The 14,619-nt window shown below is 72.7% G+C and carries 14 protein-coding genes; 10 read left to right on the top strand and 4 right to left on the bottom strand.

What is annotated here, in order from left to right; translation table 11 throughout:
* Window positions 1-30 precede the first annotated feature (30 nt).
* From OG439_RS11660 to OG439_RS11635, 6 genes are read left to right on the top strand one after another with little or no spacing between them, the layout of a single operon-like run.
* Window positions 31-798, top strand: a complete 768-nt coding sequence (locus OG439_RS11660) for a MoaF C-terminal domain-containing protein (RefSeq protein ID WP_326949402.1) — start codon at window positions 31-33, stop codon at window positions 796-798.
* A gap of 11 nt (window positions 799-809) precedes the next feature.
* Window positions 810-1,205 carry a nuclear transport factor 2 family protein gene (locus OG439_RS11655; protein ID WP_326949401.1) on the top strand — a complete coding sequence of 132 codons (396 nt, stop codon included), beginning with the start codon at window positions 810-812 and terminating at the stop codon, window positions 1,203-1,205.
* Window positions 1,202-2,374, top strand: a complete 1,173-nt coding sequence (locus OG439_RS11650) for an ABC transporter substrate-binding protein (RefSeq protein WP_326949400.1) — start codon at window positions 1,202-1,204, stop codon at window positions 2,372-2,374. Before OG439_RS11655 ends, OG439_RS11650 begins: the two co-directional genes overlap by 4 nt.
* A gap of 10 nt (window positions 2,375-2,384) precedes the next feature.
* A complete protein-coding gene (locus OG439_RS11645; RefSeq protein WP_326949399.1) occupies window positions 2,385-3,245 on the top strand; it encodes a branched-chain amino acid ABC transporter permease in 861 nt (286 codons plus the stop codon).
* The gene (locus OG439_RS11640; RefSeq protein WP_326949398.1) at window positions 3,232-4,932 is read left to right on the top strand and encodes a branched-chain amino acid ABC transporter ATP-binding protein/permease; all 1,701 of its coding nucleotides are present in this window, start codon (window positions 3,232-3,234) and stop codon (window positions 4,930-4,932) included. Before OG439_RS11645 ends, OG439_RS11640 begins: the two co-directional genes overlap by 14 nt.
* Complete coding sequence (locus OG439_RS11635) at window positions 4,929-5,621, top strand: ABC transporter ATP-binding protein (RefSeq protein WP_326949397.1); 693 nt, start codon at window positions 4,929-4,931, stop codon at window positions 5,619-5,621. The genes OG439_RS11640 and OG439_RS11635 overlap by 4 nt, the downstream gene beginning before the upstream one ends.
* 70 nt (window positions 5,622-5,691) lie before the next feature.
* On the opposite strand, the gene OG439_RS11630 is transcribed toward OG439_RS11635, so the two are convergent.
* A complete protein-coding gene (locus OG439_RS11630; RefSeq protein ID WP_326949396.1) occupies window positions 5,692-6,483 on the bottom strand; it encodes an SDR family NAD(P)-dependent oxidoreductase in 792 nt (263 codons plus the stop codon).
* Window positions 6,484-6,496: 13 nt separating this feature from the next.
* Window positions 6,497-7,192, bottom strand: a complete 696-nt coding sequence (locus OG439_RS11625) for an SDR family NAD(P)-dependent oxidoreductase (RefSeq protein WP_326949395.1) — start codon at window positions 7,190-7,192, stop codon at window positions 6,497-6,499.
* 113 nt (window positions 7,193-7,305) lie between these two features.
* On the opposite strand from OG439_RS11625, the gene OG439_RS11620 reads away from it, so the two are divergent.
* The 4 genes from OG439_RS11620 (at window position 7,306) to OG439_RS11605 (ending at window position 12,190) form a co-directional block, all read left to right on the top strand.
* A complete protein-coding gene (locus OG439_RS11620; protein WP_326949394.1) occupies window positions 7,306-9,171 on the top strand; it encodes a primary-amine oxidase in 1,866 nt (621 codons plus the stop codon).
* A gap of 7 nt (window positions 9,172-9,178) precedes the next feature.
* The gene (locus OG439_RS11615) at window positions 9,179-9,922 is read left to right on the top strand and encodes a MoaF C-terminal domain-containing protein (RefSeq protein WP_326949393.1); all 744 of its coding nucleotides are present in this window, start codon (window positions 9,179-9,181) and stop codon (window positions 9,920-9,922) included.
* Between the two features lie 3 nt (window positions 9,923-9,925).
* Window positions 9,926-11,536 carry an amidohydrolase gene (locus tag OG439_RS11610; protein ID WP_326949392.1) on the top strand — a complete coding sequence of 537 codons (1,611 nt, stop codon included), beginning with the start codon at window positions 9,926-9,928 and terminating at the stop codon, window positions 11,534-11,536.
* 66 nt (window positions 11,537-11,602) lie between these two features.
* Window positions 11,603-12,190, top strand: coding sequence for a TetR/AcrR family transcriptional regulator (locus OG439_RS11605; RefSeq protein WP_326949391.1), 588 nt, complete (start codon window positions 11,603-11,605; stop codon window positions 12,188-12,190).
* 46 nt (window positions 12,191-12,236) lie between these two features.
* On the opposite strand, the gene OG439_RS11600 is transcribed toward OG439_RS11605, so the two are convergent.
* Both OG439_RS11600 and OG439_RS11595 read right to left on the bottom strand, forming a co-directional pair.
* Window positions 12,237-13,157: an alpha/beta hydrolase gene (locus OG439_RS11600; protein ID WP_326949390.1), complete on the bottom strand. Its 921-nt coding sequence runs from the start codon at window positions 13,155-13,157 to the stop codon at window positions 12,237-12,239.
* Between the two features lie 250 nt (window positions 13,158-13,407).
* Window positions 13,408-14,394, bottom strand: coding sequence for a methyltransferase domain-containing protein (locus tag OG439_RS11595; RefSeq protein ID WP_326949389.1), 987 nt, complete (start codon window positions 14,392-14,394; stop codon window positions 13,408-13,410).
* Window positions 14,395-14,619: the final 225 nt, after the last annotated feature.

Genomic DNA, 14,619 nt, shown 5'->3' with positions numbered 1-14,619 from the left:
CGCCGCCGGGCGCCGCTCGACGATGAGCCCATGCCCGAAGCCCCCACCGACGGCTGGCGCACCTACGACGAGTTCGCCGCCGGGATCGCCACCTACCGCTTGCCGAACGCCGACCTCACCGGCCACTCGGTCACGATCACCCTCGACGACGGCGCCTCGCTCGCGCTGAGTTTTCCCGACGCGGACCACGTCATCTGCAACGGCGTCGAAGATCCCTACGACGCGGTGGCCGTCCGCGACGACGTGTACTTCGTCAACATCCCGCTGACCAGCGTCGAAGGCGAAGCCCTGACGGTCGTCTATTCGACGTCGACCCACCGCGCGCTCGCCGTCCGGTCGGTGATCGGCGCGGAGGACGTCGACGGCGTTCCCCGGGTGTCCCAGAGCTTCCGGGCCGGGACGACCGGCGGCGGCGAGCCGTCCGGTGCCGTGCCCGGGCCGTCGCGGGACCTGATCGGCAAGCGCAACCTCTACCGCTACAGCCCCGACCACCTCTACGAGCACGTCTACGTCTCGTCGGAGCGTTACGCCTGGCAGTGCCTGGAAGGCGTGCAGCGCGGCCACGGCGACATGGACCTGTCGACCGTGTGGAAGTTCCAGGACGGCCTGTACCTGTTCTGCTTCCGCGAGTTCCGGATCGCCGTGGCGAGCGTGTGGCTGCACGACCTCGGTTACGCGCTGCGCACCACCGGCGTGTTCCTCGGCCTCACCGGCGACGGCCGGTCCGAGCACTCCCGTGCCGGCGGGCACGTCTACCCGCTCGGCTCGGTCGCCTACCCCGACGCCCAGCCCGTCTGAAGGAGCTTCCCGTGTCCCATGTGGACGTCATCCGCGCGCACTACGACGCCAGCGACCGCGGCGACCTGCCCGGCATGCTGGCCCCGCTCGGCCCCGCCACGACGTGGACGGAGGCCGCCGGTTTCCCTTACGCCGGCACCTACACCGGCCCGGACGAAGTCCGGCAGCACGTCTTCGAGGCCATCGGCCGGGACTGGGACGGCTACCGCTTCACCCTCGCCGACCTCCTCGACGCGGGCGACACCGTCGTCGGCGTCGGCACCTACACCGGGACCCACCGCGGCACCGGGAAGTCCTTCACCGCCCGCGTCGCCCACGTGTGGCGGTTCGCCGCGGGTGCCGTCGCGAGTTTCGAGCAGATCGTCGACTCCGCGCCCGTCGTGGCCGCAACCCGGGAGCACTCATGAGAAAGACCCTGCCCGCCCTGGCGATCGCCGTGGTGCTGGCCACCGCCGGGTGCGCCGGCGCCGGGTCCGGTACGAACGGGCCGATCGTCGTCGGCTCGGTCAACGCGCTGAGCGGCGCGGCCACCTTCCCGGAGGCCTCCCAGGCCGCGAAGGCCGTGTTCGACGCGGCCAACGCGGCCGGCGGCGTCAACGGGCGGCAGATCGAGTACAAGGCGATCGACGACAAGGGTGACCCCTCGGCCGCCGCGGCCGCCGCCCGCGAGGTGGTCGGCGGCGACGAGGCCGTCGCGCTCGTCGGGTCGTCGAGCCTCATCGAGTGCGAGATCAACGCGAAGTACTACGAGCAGCAGAAGATCCTTTCGGTGCAGGGCATCGGCGTCGACCCGGCGTGCTTCTCGAGCCCCAACATCGCGCCGGTCAACGTCGGCCCGTTCCACGACATGACGCTCACCCTGCTCTACGGCTCGGAAGTGCTGAAGCTGAACGACATCTGCGCGCTGCTGGAGATCGCGGGCAACACGCTCCCGGCGTACCAGGCCGCGATCGACGAGTGGACGAAGATCACCGGCAAGAAGCTGAAGTACCTCGACGCGACCGTGCCCTACGGCGGCTCGGACTACACCTCCTACGTCGTCAAGGCGCGGGCCGCGGGCTGCAAGGCCATCACGGTCAACCCGGTCGAGCCCGACTCGATCGGCCAGCTCAAGGCCGCGCAGGCGCAGGGCTGGAACGACGTCACGTGGCTGCTGCTGACCAGCGTGTACAGCGAGAACTACGCCAAGGCGATCTCGGACGCCGGCGCCGGGGTGTACGTGCCCGCCGAGTTCTACCCCTTCACCGACGCCGGCAGCCCGCAGACCAAGGACTGGCGTGACCTGATGACGAAGAACAAGATCCCGCTGACGTCGTTCAGCCAGGGCGGTTACCTGGCGGCGAAGTACTTCCTCGACGTCGTCCGCGGGATCCAGGGGGACGTCACCCGCGAGTCGGTGACGAAGGCGCTGCGCGAGATGAAGCCGGTCACCGACCCGATGGTCGGCACGCCGTACGTCTTCGGCCCGGCCGCGACGCACCACGACAACACCGCCGGCTGGCCGATCAAGCTCGCCACCGGCACGAACAAGTGGGAGCTGGCCGGGCAGGACTGGCTCCGGATCCCTCGCTCGTAGGAGGATGTCGATGCTGCAAGGTGCGCTGGCCGGGCTGGCCGCGGGCGGGCTCTACGCGGTGCTCGCGGTCTGCCTGACCCTGATGTCCCGGCTGGTGCGGGTGGTCAACTTCGCGCAGTCCGCCACCGGGATGTTCGGCTGTTACGTCGCCGTCTTCCTCGCGGTCCACTTAGGACTCCCGGAGTGGGCGGCAACGCTCGCCGGGATCGTGCTCGGTGGCGCGCTGAGCGCGGTGCTCGGCTGGATCGTGTCCACCTGGCTCGCCGAGGCCGACACCGGGACGCGCTCGGCGGTCACGGTCGCGGTGCTCCTGCTGCTGATCTCGCTGGCGTTCATCCTGTTCGGGAACAAGCCGCAGCCGTTCCACCCGCTGCTGGCCGGCCCGGCGTTCACCGTCGGCGGGGTGGTGATCAGCCAGGTCACCGTGGTGACGGTCGCGCTGGCGATCGTGGTGGCGCTCACCTGCCGCGCGGTCCTGGCCCGCACCACGCTCGGCGTCCGCCTGCGGGCGTTGTCCGAGCGGCCGACAACGGCGGAGCTGCTGGGCATCCCGGCCCGCCCGCTGGCGGTCGGCGTCTGGACGGCGACCGGGGTGATCGCGACGCTCGCGGTGTCGATCGTCGCGCCGTCGCAGTCGAACGACCCGACGTCGCTGGCGATGCTGGTGGTCCCGGCGGCCGCGGCGGCGTTGCTCGGCGGCTTCCGGCGGCTCGACCTGGCCGTGGCGGGCGGCCTGGTGCTGGGCATGGCCCAGGGCGCGGTCGCCCAGTCCGACCGGCTGTCGGTGCTGCGGTACTTCCTCCCGTTCCTGGTCATCGTCGCGCTGCTGCTGTGGACGCAGCGCAAGGAGGTGTGGGATGCGGCTCGCTGAACGACTCCTGCCGGTCCTCGTCGCGGCCGCCGCCGTCGGCGTCGGGTATGCGCTGAGCGTCGGGCTCGCCGGGTACTTCGTCTACCTCGGTGTCAGCGCCGTAGTCGCGGCGATCGCGCTGCTCGGCCTGGGTGTGGTGACCGGTACCGCCGGGATGATCTCCCTGTGCCAGCTGACCTTCGGCGCGGTCGGGGCGTTCGTCGTGTCGGCGTGCAACGTCGCCGGGGTGCCCGGCGGGTTCGTGGTGTGGCTGGTCCTCGGCGGGCTGGCCGCGGCCGTGGCCGGGGTGCTCGTCGGGCTGCCCGCGTTGCGGCTGCGCGGCATCACGCTCGCCGTCGTCACCCTCGGGCTGGCCGCGGCCGCCGACCTGACGCTGGTGCAGATCCAGTTCCCCGGCGCCACCGAAGGCACGGCGGTCGAGCGGCCCGACGCGTTCGCCGACGACCGGTCGTACTTCCTGTTCGCGGTGCTGGTGCTCGTCGCCTGCGGGCTGGTCGTGCACTTCCTGCGCCGCGGGCGCTGGGGCAGCAGCTGGCACCTGGTCGCCTTCTCCGAGCGCGGCACGGCGGCGGTCGGTGCCGGGGTGCGGACGTCGAAGCTGACGGCGTTCGCGGTCAGCGCCGCCCTCGGCGGGATCAGCGGCGGCCTGCTCACCGGGCAGGTCGGGCTGGCGTTCCCGGCCAGCTTCACGGCGATCCAGTCGCTCGCGCTCTACGTGCTGGCCATCATGTCCGGCGCGCACCTGATCGACATGGCGGTGTTCGGTGCGCTGCTCTGGGTGGCCGTGCCTGAGCTGCTGAAACGCTGGGGCGTGCCGCAGGACTGGGGCTTCGTCATCTTCGGCGTGCTCGGCGTCCAGGCCCTCGCCGGGCGCGGCAACCTCGGCACGGCCTGGCGCAACCTCTGGTACCGCCGCCGGTCCCGCACCACGGCCGGGGTCGGCCTCACCGACGTCGCCGACGTCGAAGCGCTGCCGCCCGGGGACCCGGTGCTAGAGGTGCGCGGGCTGAGTGTCTCCTTCGGACACGTACGCGCACTGTCCGATGTGGACATCGTGGTGCCGGAACACGGCGTGCTGGGCGTGATCGGGCCGAACGGCGCCGGGAAGTCGACGCTCGTGGACGTCATCAGCGGGTTCCTGCCACGAGCCACCGGGACCGTGACGCTCGACGGCCGGCCGCTGGCCGGCTCCCCCACACGCCGGGCCCGCGCCGGGCTGCGGCGGACGTTCCAGCAGGACCGCGTCCCGCCCGGGCTGACGGTCGGCGCGTACGTGCGGTTCGTCGCGCGCCGCCGGATCACGGCCGCCGAGGTCGCCGACGCGCTGGAGTTCTTCGGCTGCCCGCCCGCGCGGACGCCGTTGTCGCGCGTGGACGCCGGCGCGCGGCGGCTCGTCGAGGTCGCCGGGCACCTGCTGGCGCGGCCGCGGGTGCTGCTGCTCGACGAGCCGGCGGCCGGCCTGCCGCACGAGGAGCACGTCGCGTTCGGGCGGCGGCTGCGTCAGGTGCCCGCGCGGTTCGGGGTGTCGGTGCTGCTCATCGAGCACGACCTGGACCTCGTGCGGTCGGTGTGCGACAGCCTGACCGTGCTCGACTTCGGGCAGGTCCTGGCGAGCGGGCCGCAGGCGGACGTGCTGGCCGACCCGGCCGTGCTGAAGGCGTACATGGGCGAAACGGAGCTGCTGTGAACGCGTTGCGGGTGCACGGACTGACGGTCCGGCGCGGAGCGGGCCCGGTGATCCGGGACGTCGACCTCGTCCTCGAGCCGGGCCGGATCACGGCGCTGGTCGGGCCGAACGGCGCCGGGAAGACCAGCCTCCTCGAAGCCGTCTCGGGCGTGGTCGCGCCGGCCGCGGGGAGCGTCCACCTCGGCGGGGTGAACGTCACGCGGCACTCGCGGGTCGCGCGAGCACGGCTCGGCCTGGCGCACATCGAGCAGGGCCGCGCGGTGTTCCCGGGCCTGACGGTGCTGGAGAACCTCCGCCTGACCGCCCGCACCGCGGCCCGCGTCGACGAGGTCCTGGAGCTGTTCCCCGAGCTGGACAAGCGCCGCGACTCCCCCGCCACGCTGCTGTCCGGCGGCGAGCAGCAGATGGTGGTGCTGGCCCGCGCGTTCGCGGCGCGCCCGGCGTTCCTGCTCATCGACGAGATGTCGCTGGGCCTGGCACCGGTGGTCTTCACCCGCCTGCTGCCGGTGGTGACGCGCTTCGCGGCCGAAGGCGCGGCGATCCTGCTGGTGGAGCAGTTCACCCACCTAGCGCTGGGCGTCGCCCAAGAGGCCCTGGTCGTCTCCTCAGGCCGCGTCACGTACTCAGGCGACGCCCAGTCCCTGCTGGACTCCCCCACGACCCTGCACGCCGCCTACCTGGGCAACTAGAAGAAGTCCGTGAATGCCACATTGAGGGACACTATGTCCCTCAATGTGGCATTCACGGACTTTGGCCGTGTCACATGCCGGCGCGCTCGAAGGCCAGCGTGGGGAGGTCGACGCAGTGGGCGCCGCCGTCGGCGACCAGGACGGCGCCCGTGATGTATGACGACTCCGGTGAGCCGAGGAACCGGATGATCGACGCGATCTCCGCCGGCTCGGCCGGGCGGCGCAGCGGGACGTCGGCCGTCACGCGGCGGTAGCCCTCGTCGTGGCCGCCGGCGAAGCCGGCCGCCGCGGCGAACTGGTCCATCTCACCGTCGGCCATCGGGGTGCGGACCCAGCCCGGGCAGACGGCGTTCGCGCGGACGCCGCGGGGGCCGAAGTCGCGGGCGATCGAGCGGGTCAGGCCGATCAGCGCGTGCTTGGCGACGGTGTAGCCGGCGACGTTCGGCCCGGCGAACAGCCCGGCCAGCGACGACACGACGACGACCTGGCCGCCCGTCTCGACCAGCGACGGCAGCGCGGCCCGGCAGAACACGAACGCGCTCGACAGGTTCGACCGCAGCGCGAGTTCCCACTCCTCGTCGCCGGTGTCGGTGACCGACGAAAGGCCGTGCCCGCCGGCGTTGGCGACGACGACGTCCAGCCGCCCGAACCGCTCGACGATCTCGGCGACGGCGTTCTCGGCGTCCGCGCGCACACTCGCGTCGCAGGTGACGAGGTGCGCGCCGGTCTCGGCGGCCACCGCCTCCAGGGGTTCGCGACGCCGGCCCAGCACGACGACCCGGGCGCCTTCGCTCGCGTAGCGGCGGGCGGCCGCGGCGCCGATGCCGGTGCCTCCGCCGGTGATGGCGACAACTGAGTCCACTGTGGATCCTTTCCTAGGCGGGGAACGCCGAACGGGCCGACAGGCCGAAGTCGGCGAGCAGGGCCTGGCCGTTGACCGGCCGCGAAGCCGGGGACGCGAGGAACAGCACCTGCCGGGCGACGTCGGCGGCGGCCTGCACCGGGAACGCCGGGTCGTCGAGCACGTCGCCTAGGTCCGCGCGCGCCATCGGCGTGTCCACGACCGACGGGCACACGCAGTTGACCCGGATGCCTGGCAGCTCGACCGCCAGGGCCCGGGTCAGCGCCACGACCGCACCCTTGGACGCGCAGTAGGGCACCATGCCCGGCGCGGCCGTGAAGGCGGAGTCGCTGCCGAGTAGCACCACGGCACCGCCCTCGGCCAGCCACGGCCGCGCGTGCTTGACCAGCAGGAACTGCCCGGTGACGTTGACGGCGAGCACCGCGGCGACGTCGGCGGCGGTGATGGCGGCCAGTGGGGTGCCGACCGGGCCGGAGATCCCGGCGCAGCCGACGACGACGTCGAGACCGCCGAACCCGCGGGCAACCGTCTCCACCGCCGCGGCCAGGGCCGCTTCGTCGGTGACGTCGGCCCGGACGTCGGCGCCGGGCGCCCGGTCGATGACCGCCACCCGGGCACCTTCGGCGCGGAACGCCAGCACGCAGGCCAGCCCGATGCCGGACGCCCCGCCGGTCACCACGACCGCCTTCCCGGCGAGATCGGTTCGCATGCGCCCATCCTCACCGCGGGCGCCCGCCGGGCGGTTGGCCGAGAGCGCAGTTCTGTTGTCCGCGCCCGCACGCGCGGTCGCGGACGACGCCGCGCGGGCCGAGACTGACCGGGGTGAGCACCCCGCACCCCCTCGACCCGCTGACCGCCGCCGAACTGTCCGCCGGCCGCGCGATCCTCGCCGGCGCCGGACTCACCGGGGAGACGATCCGCTTCCCGCAGGTGCTGCCGGTCGAACCCGCCAAGGCGGACGTCCGCGCCGGCACCGGCGACCGGCGCATCCGCTACACGCTGCTCGACACCGCCACCGGCCGGGCCGGGGAGGCCGTCGTCTCGGTGACCGCGCACGAACTCGTCTCCTGGGACGACTGGGCCGAAGCCGACGGGCAGCCGTCGTACCTGTTCGAGGAGTACGCCCTCGCCGAGCAGCTGACGAAGGCGTCCGACGGCTGGCGGGCCGCGATGGCCCGGCGCGGCCTCGCCGACCACGTCGAGCACGCCTTCTGCGCACCGCTGGCGCCCGGCCACTTCGGCCGCGCCGACGAAACGGGGCGCGTGATCCGCTCGCTGACCTTCCTCCGCGACGACGACGGCGACAGCCCGTGGGCGCGGCCCGTCGAGGGCCTGGTCGTGCACCTCGACCTCACGACGCGGCGGGTCCTGCGCGTCGAGGACGAAGGCGACGTCCCCGTCCCACCCGAGCACGGCCGCTACGGCGACGTCCCGGCGCGGACGTCGCTGAAGCCGATCGAGATCACCCAGCCCGACGGGCCGAGCTTCACGGTCGAGGGCACCGAGGTGGTCTGGGAGGGCTGGCGGCTGCGCGTCGGCTTCAACACCCGCGAAGGTCTGACGCTGCACCAGGTGGGCTTCCAGGACCGGCCGGTCCTGTACCGGGCCTCGGTCCCCGAGATGGTGGTGCCCTACGGCGACGTCGCGCCCGGCCGGTTCTGGATCAGCTACTTCGACGCCGGCGAGTACCAGTTCGGTAAGAACGGCAACGACCTGCGGCTCGGCTGCGACTGCCTGGGCGTCATCCACTACTTCCCGGCCTGGGTCGCCGACGACCACGGCGAGCCGGTCGAGATCCCGCGGGCGATCTGCCTGCACGAAGAGGACGACGGGATCCTCTGGAAGCACACCGACCTCGGCGGGCACCCGGAAGTGCGCCGCTCGCGGCGGCTGGTCGTCTCGTCGATCTCGACGATCGGCAACTACGACTACGGCCACTACTGGTACCTCTACCTCGACGGCACCATCGAGTTCGAGGCGAAGGCCACCGGCGTCGTCTTCTGCGGCGCCGGCACCCCGGGGCAGGAGCAGCCGCACGCGACCGAGATCGCGCCCGGCCTCTTTGCTCCGGTGCACCAGCACCTGTTCTGCGCCCGGCTGGACGTCGAGGTCGACGGCGAGCGCAACAACCTCCACGAAGTCGACGTCGTGGGGGTGCCGACCGGCCCCGAAAACCCGTACGGCAACGCGTTCACCTGGCGCAGCACGCCGCTGCGCACCGAGCACGACGCGATGCGCCTGGCCGATCCGGCGCGCGCCCGGGTCTGGGAGATCCGCAGCGCCGACCGCGTCAACCGGCTCGGCAAGCCGACGGCCTACCAGCTCGTGCCGCGGCCGTCGGCGACGCTGCTGGCGCGGCCCGAGGCGTCCGTGCACGCCCGGGCGACCTTCGCGACGAAGCACCTGTGGGCGACGCCGTACCGCGACGACGAGCGGTTCCCGGCGGGCGAGCGGCCCAACGCCCACCCCGGCGGCGCGGGCCTGCCCGCCTGGACCGCCGCGAACCGCGACCTGACCGACACCGATCTCGTGCTGTGGCACGTGTTCGGCCCGACCCACGTGCCGCGCCCCGAGGACTGGCCGGTGATGCCGGTCGACAAGTCCGGGTTCCTGGTGCGGCCCTATGGCTTCTGCGACCGCAACCCGGCCCTCGACCTGCCCGCCGGCGCCCACCACTGCGAACCCTAAGGACGTCATGACGCTCTCCGACACCTCGACCTGGCTGCCGCTCGACGGCCTCGCGCCGGGTTTCGACGCGAACAAGGCCCCGCTCACCGGCGACATCGACGGCCGCGCGTTCGTGCTGCGCGACGACGCCGGCGGCCCCGGCTTCACCTGGGACGGCACCGAAGCCGAGACGTTCCTCGTCGACGACGGCCTGTACTACGTCCAGCCCCACCCCGGCGCCGCGCGCGAGGCCGTGTCCCTGATCCTCGACGTCCGCGACGGCCGCGCCCTGGTCGTCACCACCCGGATCGGTGACGCCGGCACCCCGCGCGTCACCCAGGAGTTCCGGCCCGCCACGATCGACGGCGCCGAGGTGCGTGGTGCGGCGATGGCGCCGAGCACCGCGCTGATCGGGCGCCGCGTGGTGTGGGTGTACAGCGAAGACCACGCCTACGAGCACGTCTACCTCAGCCCGCACTGGTACACCTGGCAGTGCCTGGCCGGGCCCGAGCGCGGGCTGGCCGACACCGACGAGAACTCCGTGTACCAGATCCGGCCCGGGATCCACGTGTTCGCCTGGCGCGAGAAGGTGATCTCGTGCGCGTCGGTGACGATCGCCGACCACCGCAACGCCCGCGCGCTGCGCTCCCACGGTGTCCTCTTCGGACTCGACCACACCGGCGAGGACACGACCTGCTTCACGTTCGGCGCGCATGGGCGGCTGCTGAGCACCACCGTCCACCCCGCGGGCCTCGACCCGGCGGAGCACTGAGCCGTGGCCGCCGACCTGATCCTCACCAACGCCGTCGTGTACACCCTGGACCGGGTACGGCCGTGGGCGTCCTCGCTGGCCGTCACCGACGGGAAGGTCCTGGCTCTCGAAGACGTCGAGCGCGGGCCGAAGACCGAGGTGCTCGACCTCGGCGGCGCGTTCGTCCTGCCCGGGCTGGTGGACGTGCACAACCACCACGCGATGGCCGGCCGCGCCGAGCTGTTCGAGCTCACCTTCGGCGCGGACGCGGGGTTCGCGGACATCCTCGACGCCGTCCGCGCGCGAGCGCGTGACCTCGGCCCGGACGACTGGCTGATCGGCGGCGCCTGGGCGTCGACGCTGGTCGAGACGCTTTCGCACGCCTCGGCGCGGCGCGCGCTCGACGACGCCGCGGGCGGCCGGCCGGTCGCGCTGGCCGACGACAGCCGCCACAACCGCTTCGTGAGCACCCGGGCTCTGGAGCTGGCCGGGATCACCGCGGCGACGCCGGACCCGCCGGGCGGGGTGATCCACCGGGACGGCGGCGAGCCGAGCGGCCTGCTGCTGGAAGCCGCGGGGGTGCTCGTCGAGTACGTCGCCGGCGGCCTGACGCCGCAGCAGCACCGCCGGGCGTCCCAGCGGGCGATCGAGATCCTGCACGGCTTCGGCGTCACCGCGTTCCAGGACGCGGGCGTCTCGACCGACATCCTCGGCGCGCTGAAGTCCCTCGACGACGCGGACGAGCTGGACGCCTGGGTGGTGTCGTCGCTGCTGGTCAACGACCCGATCTTCGGGTTCGACCCGGTCGGCGCGCCGCTGCTGGAGGTCGCCGGGCGCTACCGGACCGAGCACCACCGGCCCGACTTCGTGAAGATCTTCCTCGACGGTGTCCCGCCGACCCGCACGGCCGCGTTCCTCGAGCCCTACCTGCCCGACGACGTCCACGGCGGCTGCTTCCACGGCGCGACGACGATGTCCGCCGAGGAGCTGACGGGCTGGCTGCGCACGGCGGCTGCCGCGGGCCTGTCGGCCAAGGTGCACTGCACCGGCGACGCGTCGGTCCGGCTGCTGCTCGACGCCGTCTCGAAGCTGCGCGCCGAGGGGTACACCGACGTCCGGTTCCAGGTGGCGCACGGCCAGTTCGTGCACCCCGACGACCTGCCGCGGTTCGCCGAACTGGGTGTCGCGGCGGACATCTCGCCGTTCCTCTGGGTGCCCGGCGTCATTCCGGAGGCCATCGCCGGGGTGCTGCCCGCGGCCCGCGCGGCCCGGATGCAGCCGAACCGCGCGCTGCTGGACAGCGGCGCGCTCGTGGCCGGCGGCTCGGACTGGCCGGTCAGCCCGTCGCCGAACGCGTGGGAGGGCATCGCGGGCCTGGTCACGCGCGAGGACCCGCACGGCAGGCGGCCGGGCGCGCTCTGGCCGGAGCAGGCGATCACCCTGGCCGAGGCGATCGAGGTGTTCACCCTCGGCGGGGCCCGCGCGTGCGGCCTCGACGACGTCGCCGGGGCGCTGACCCCGGGCCGCTCGGCCGACTTCGTGGTCCTCGACCGGGATCCGTTCCGGACCGCCGACGTGGCCGGCACGCAGGTCGTCGAGACCTGGTTCGCGGGACGGCGGGTGTTCCGGCGCTGACCCGATCCGGTGCGTTCGGGTAGTTTCTCCTACACTGGTAGAGAAAACCAGTGCGGGAGGTGCCGGGTGCCCAAGATCATCGACCACGACCAGCGGCGCAGGGACATCGTCGACGTCACCTGGGACCTGATCGTGCGCGGCGGGATCGAAGCCGCCACGATGCGCGAGATCGCCGCGGCGGCCGGGTTCGCGAACGGCGCGCTCAAGCTGTACTTCGCCGGCAAGGAAGAGATCATCGCGGCGACCTACGAGCGGGCGCTGGACATGATGCGCGAGTACGTGGCCCTCGACGGCCTGCGCGGGCTGGCCGCGCTGCGCGAGCTGTGCGTGTCCTCGATGCCGATCGACGAAGCCCGCATCACGGCCGGGCGCGTGCTGCTGATCTTCTGGCAGATGTCCCTGTCGGACCAGGGGATGCACGACAAGTACCTCGAGCACGTCCGCGAGTGGCGCGGGCTCCTGCACCGCTTCCTGGCCGAAGGCCGCGAGGACGGCGACATCGTCACCGAGACGCCGGACGAGCAGCTGGTGGACGAGGTCATCCTGGTCAACGCGGGCGCGAACGTGATGAGCCTGGTCGCGGGCGAGTTCTCCACCGTGGCCCTGCAGCACCGCCACCTGGAGTCGTTCCTGGCCCGGCTCACCAAGCCGTGAGGGGCACCTTCAGGGCGTCAAGAGCCATGAAGGTGCCCCTCATGCGCTACGCGGTGAAGATCCCGCGCAGGTAGGCCGCCACCTCCGCGTGGGACTTCGGGGACGCGGGCAGGTCCGTGTACAGGCCGTAGAAGCCGTGGATCTGGCCCGCGTAGCGGGTGAGGTCGACGGCCACGCCCGCGTCGGTCAGCTGCCGCGCGAACGCTTCGCCCTCGTCGCGCAAGACGTCGTACTCCGCTGTCAGCACCAGCGCCGGCGGCAGGCCCGACAGGTCCTTCGAGCGCGACGGCAGCAGGTACGGGTCGGTCAGGCGTGCCGGGTCCGGGGCGTACTGGGCGAAGAAGAACCGCATCGCGTCGGCCGTCATGCCGTAGCCCGTCGCGAAGTCCGCGTAGGACGCGAAGCCGTCGTCGGGGTGGGCGAACACCGGGCAGATCAGCACCTGCGCGGAAATCGACGGCCCGCCCCGGTCCCGGGCCATCAGAGAGACCACAGTGGACAGATTGCCGCCGGCACTCTCGCCACCGACGGCGATCCGGTCCGGCGAGACTGCCGGCCCGGCGCCGCCCGCGGCCAGCCACTCCAGCACGGCGTAGCAGTCCTCGGGCGCGGCCGGGTAGGGGTCTTCCGGCGCCAGCCGGTACTCGACGGCGGCCACTGCGACCGACGCCCCGGCGCACACCGCGCGTGAGGCGACCTCGTTCTCGTCGACCGAGCCGATCGTCCAGCCGCCACCGTGGATCCACAGGAAGAGTGGCACCGGCCCCTCCGCCTCAGGCAGGTACAGCCGGACCCGGAGGTCGCCCACCCGGCGTTCGGTCACCGCCGCGACCGGCGCCACCGCCCCCGGCGCCGGCCGGGACGCGGCGAACGCGGCCCGCAGCTCCACCGCCGTCGGCGGCCGTTCGGGCACCGGCGCGTCGGCGGCCAGGGCGAGCAGCTCCTGAACCGCGGGGTCGAGGGTCATGCGGACACCGCCTCGGGGGAAAGACCGGGCAGCTCGAGCGCTGCCGGATCGAGAGTCGCCGGGGAGCCGCTTCGGCGACGAGGATCGGCGAGGGCCATGTGGGCACCTCCTCGGCCACGAGAGCCCGCGGGCCCGAAGGCCACGCAGACCTCGCCTCGAAGAGCCCGCAGCGCAAGAAGACAACCTGCGCGGCCGAAGGCCATCCCGGCACCGCTTCGGCGGGAAGAACCCGCAGGATCGAAGGCCATGCTCACACCGCCTCGGCGACGAGGACGCGCGGCGATCCGGGCAGGGTCAGCCGGTCCACCGGCCGCCACCCCGCGTCCGCCAGCCAGCTCCGGACGTCGGCCTCGGGGTACACGACCGTGCCGTCGATGACCAGGTACTCCCCCGCGTGCAGCGCGTCGAGCGACCGCGGCACGGCGTCGCCGTCCAGGAAGAAGTCCAGCAGCAGGAGACGCGCGCCCGGCGCCGCCGCGGCCCGCGCGTGCCGCAGGATCGCGCGGTTCTCCTCGACGCCGAACCGGTGCAGGACGTGGTTCACCATGACGAGGTCGTACTCGCCGTCGGGCTCGGCCTCCGGGGTCGGCGCGCCCACGATCCGCGTCCGGTCCGCGAACTCCGCCACCGCCTCGGTCACCGACGGCACCGACCGCGGGTCGTAGACGAACGTCGTGTGCAGGACGTCGTTGGCCCGCAGGGCTTCCAGGGCGAAGGCGGCCGACAGGCCGCCCAGGTCCAGCAACCGCTTGGCCGACCCGAAGTCGAACGCCCGCACCAAAGCCCGAGCGTGTAGGGCGTTATACACCATGACCCCGCCGATGAAGGTGGTCCAGCGGTCGCCGGTGAGGTCGAGCTCGCCGGGTTCGCCGGTGTCGGCGGTGTGCGGGAACTGCTGCCAGTGGGGGTAGCTGATGGTTTCGAGGAAGGTGAGGAACGGCGCGAGGTCCGGCTCCTCCCCCGTGCCGCCGAGGTAGGCGGCGGTGTCCGGCGTCAGCGCGTACCGGCCGTCCACTCGCGACAGCAGGCCCAGTGACGACAGCGCGTCACCGAGGATGCGCGTGATGTTCTCCGGCCGGCCGGTGCGTTCCGCGAGTTCCGCCGCGTCGAGCGGCCCGGGCGCGAGTGCGCGGAACAGGCCGATGCGGTTGGCGGCGAACAACTGCCCGGCGGCCATGTAGCCCACGGCGACGTCCACGATGCGCTGGGGCGTGGCTGGTGTTTCCGTCCCGGTCACGGTGACCCTCCTTCTGTTCGACTGGGACACTCTACATCCGTAGATAAAAGAGTCCAGCGCCGATTTCCCACGCGCAGCAAGGGAAATCCGTCGTGTTTCAACTTCCTACGTTCGTAGAATAAAACCATTGACAGCGCATGACGGGAGTGTCAACATGCGTAGAACTACCCCTGCCGGTACCGGCAGTCCGGCCCGCCCGTCGCGGCGGGCGCGAGGAAGGGGAAC

Origin of the sequence: Amycolatopsis sp. NBC_01307, assembly GCF_035975215.1 — a bacterium.
Taxonomy (GTDB): Bacteria; Actinomycetota; Actinomycetes; order Mycobacteriales; family Pseudonocardiaceae; genus Amycolatopsis.
Note: the sequence above shows the minus strand (reverse complement) of the source record. Positions and strands in the feature narration are given on the sequence as shown.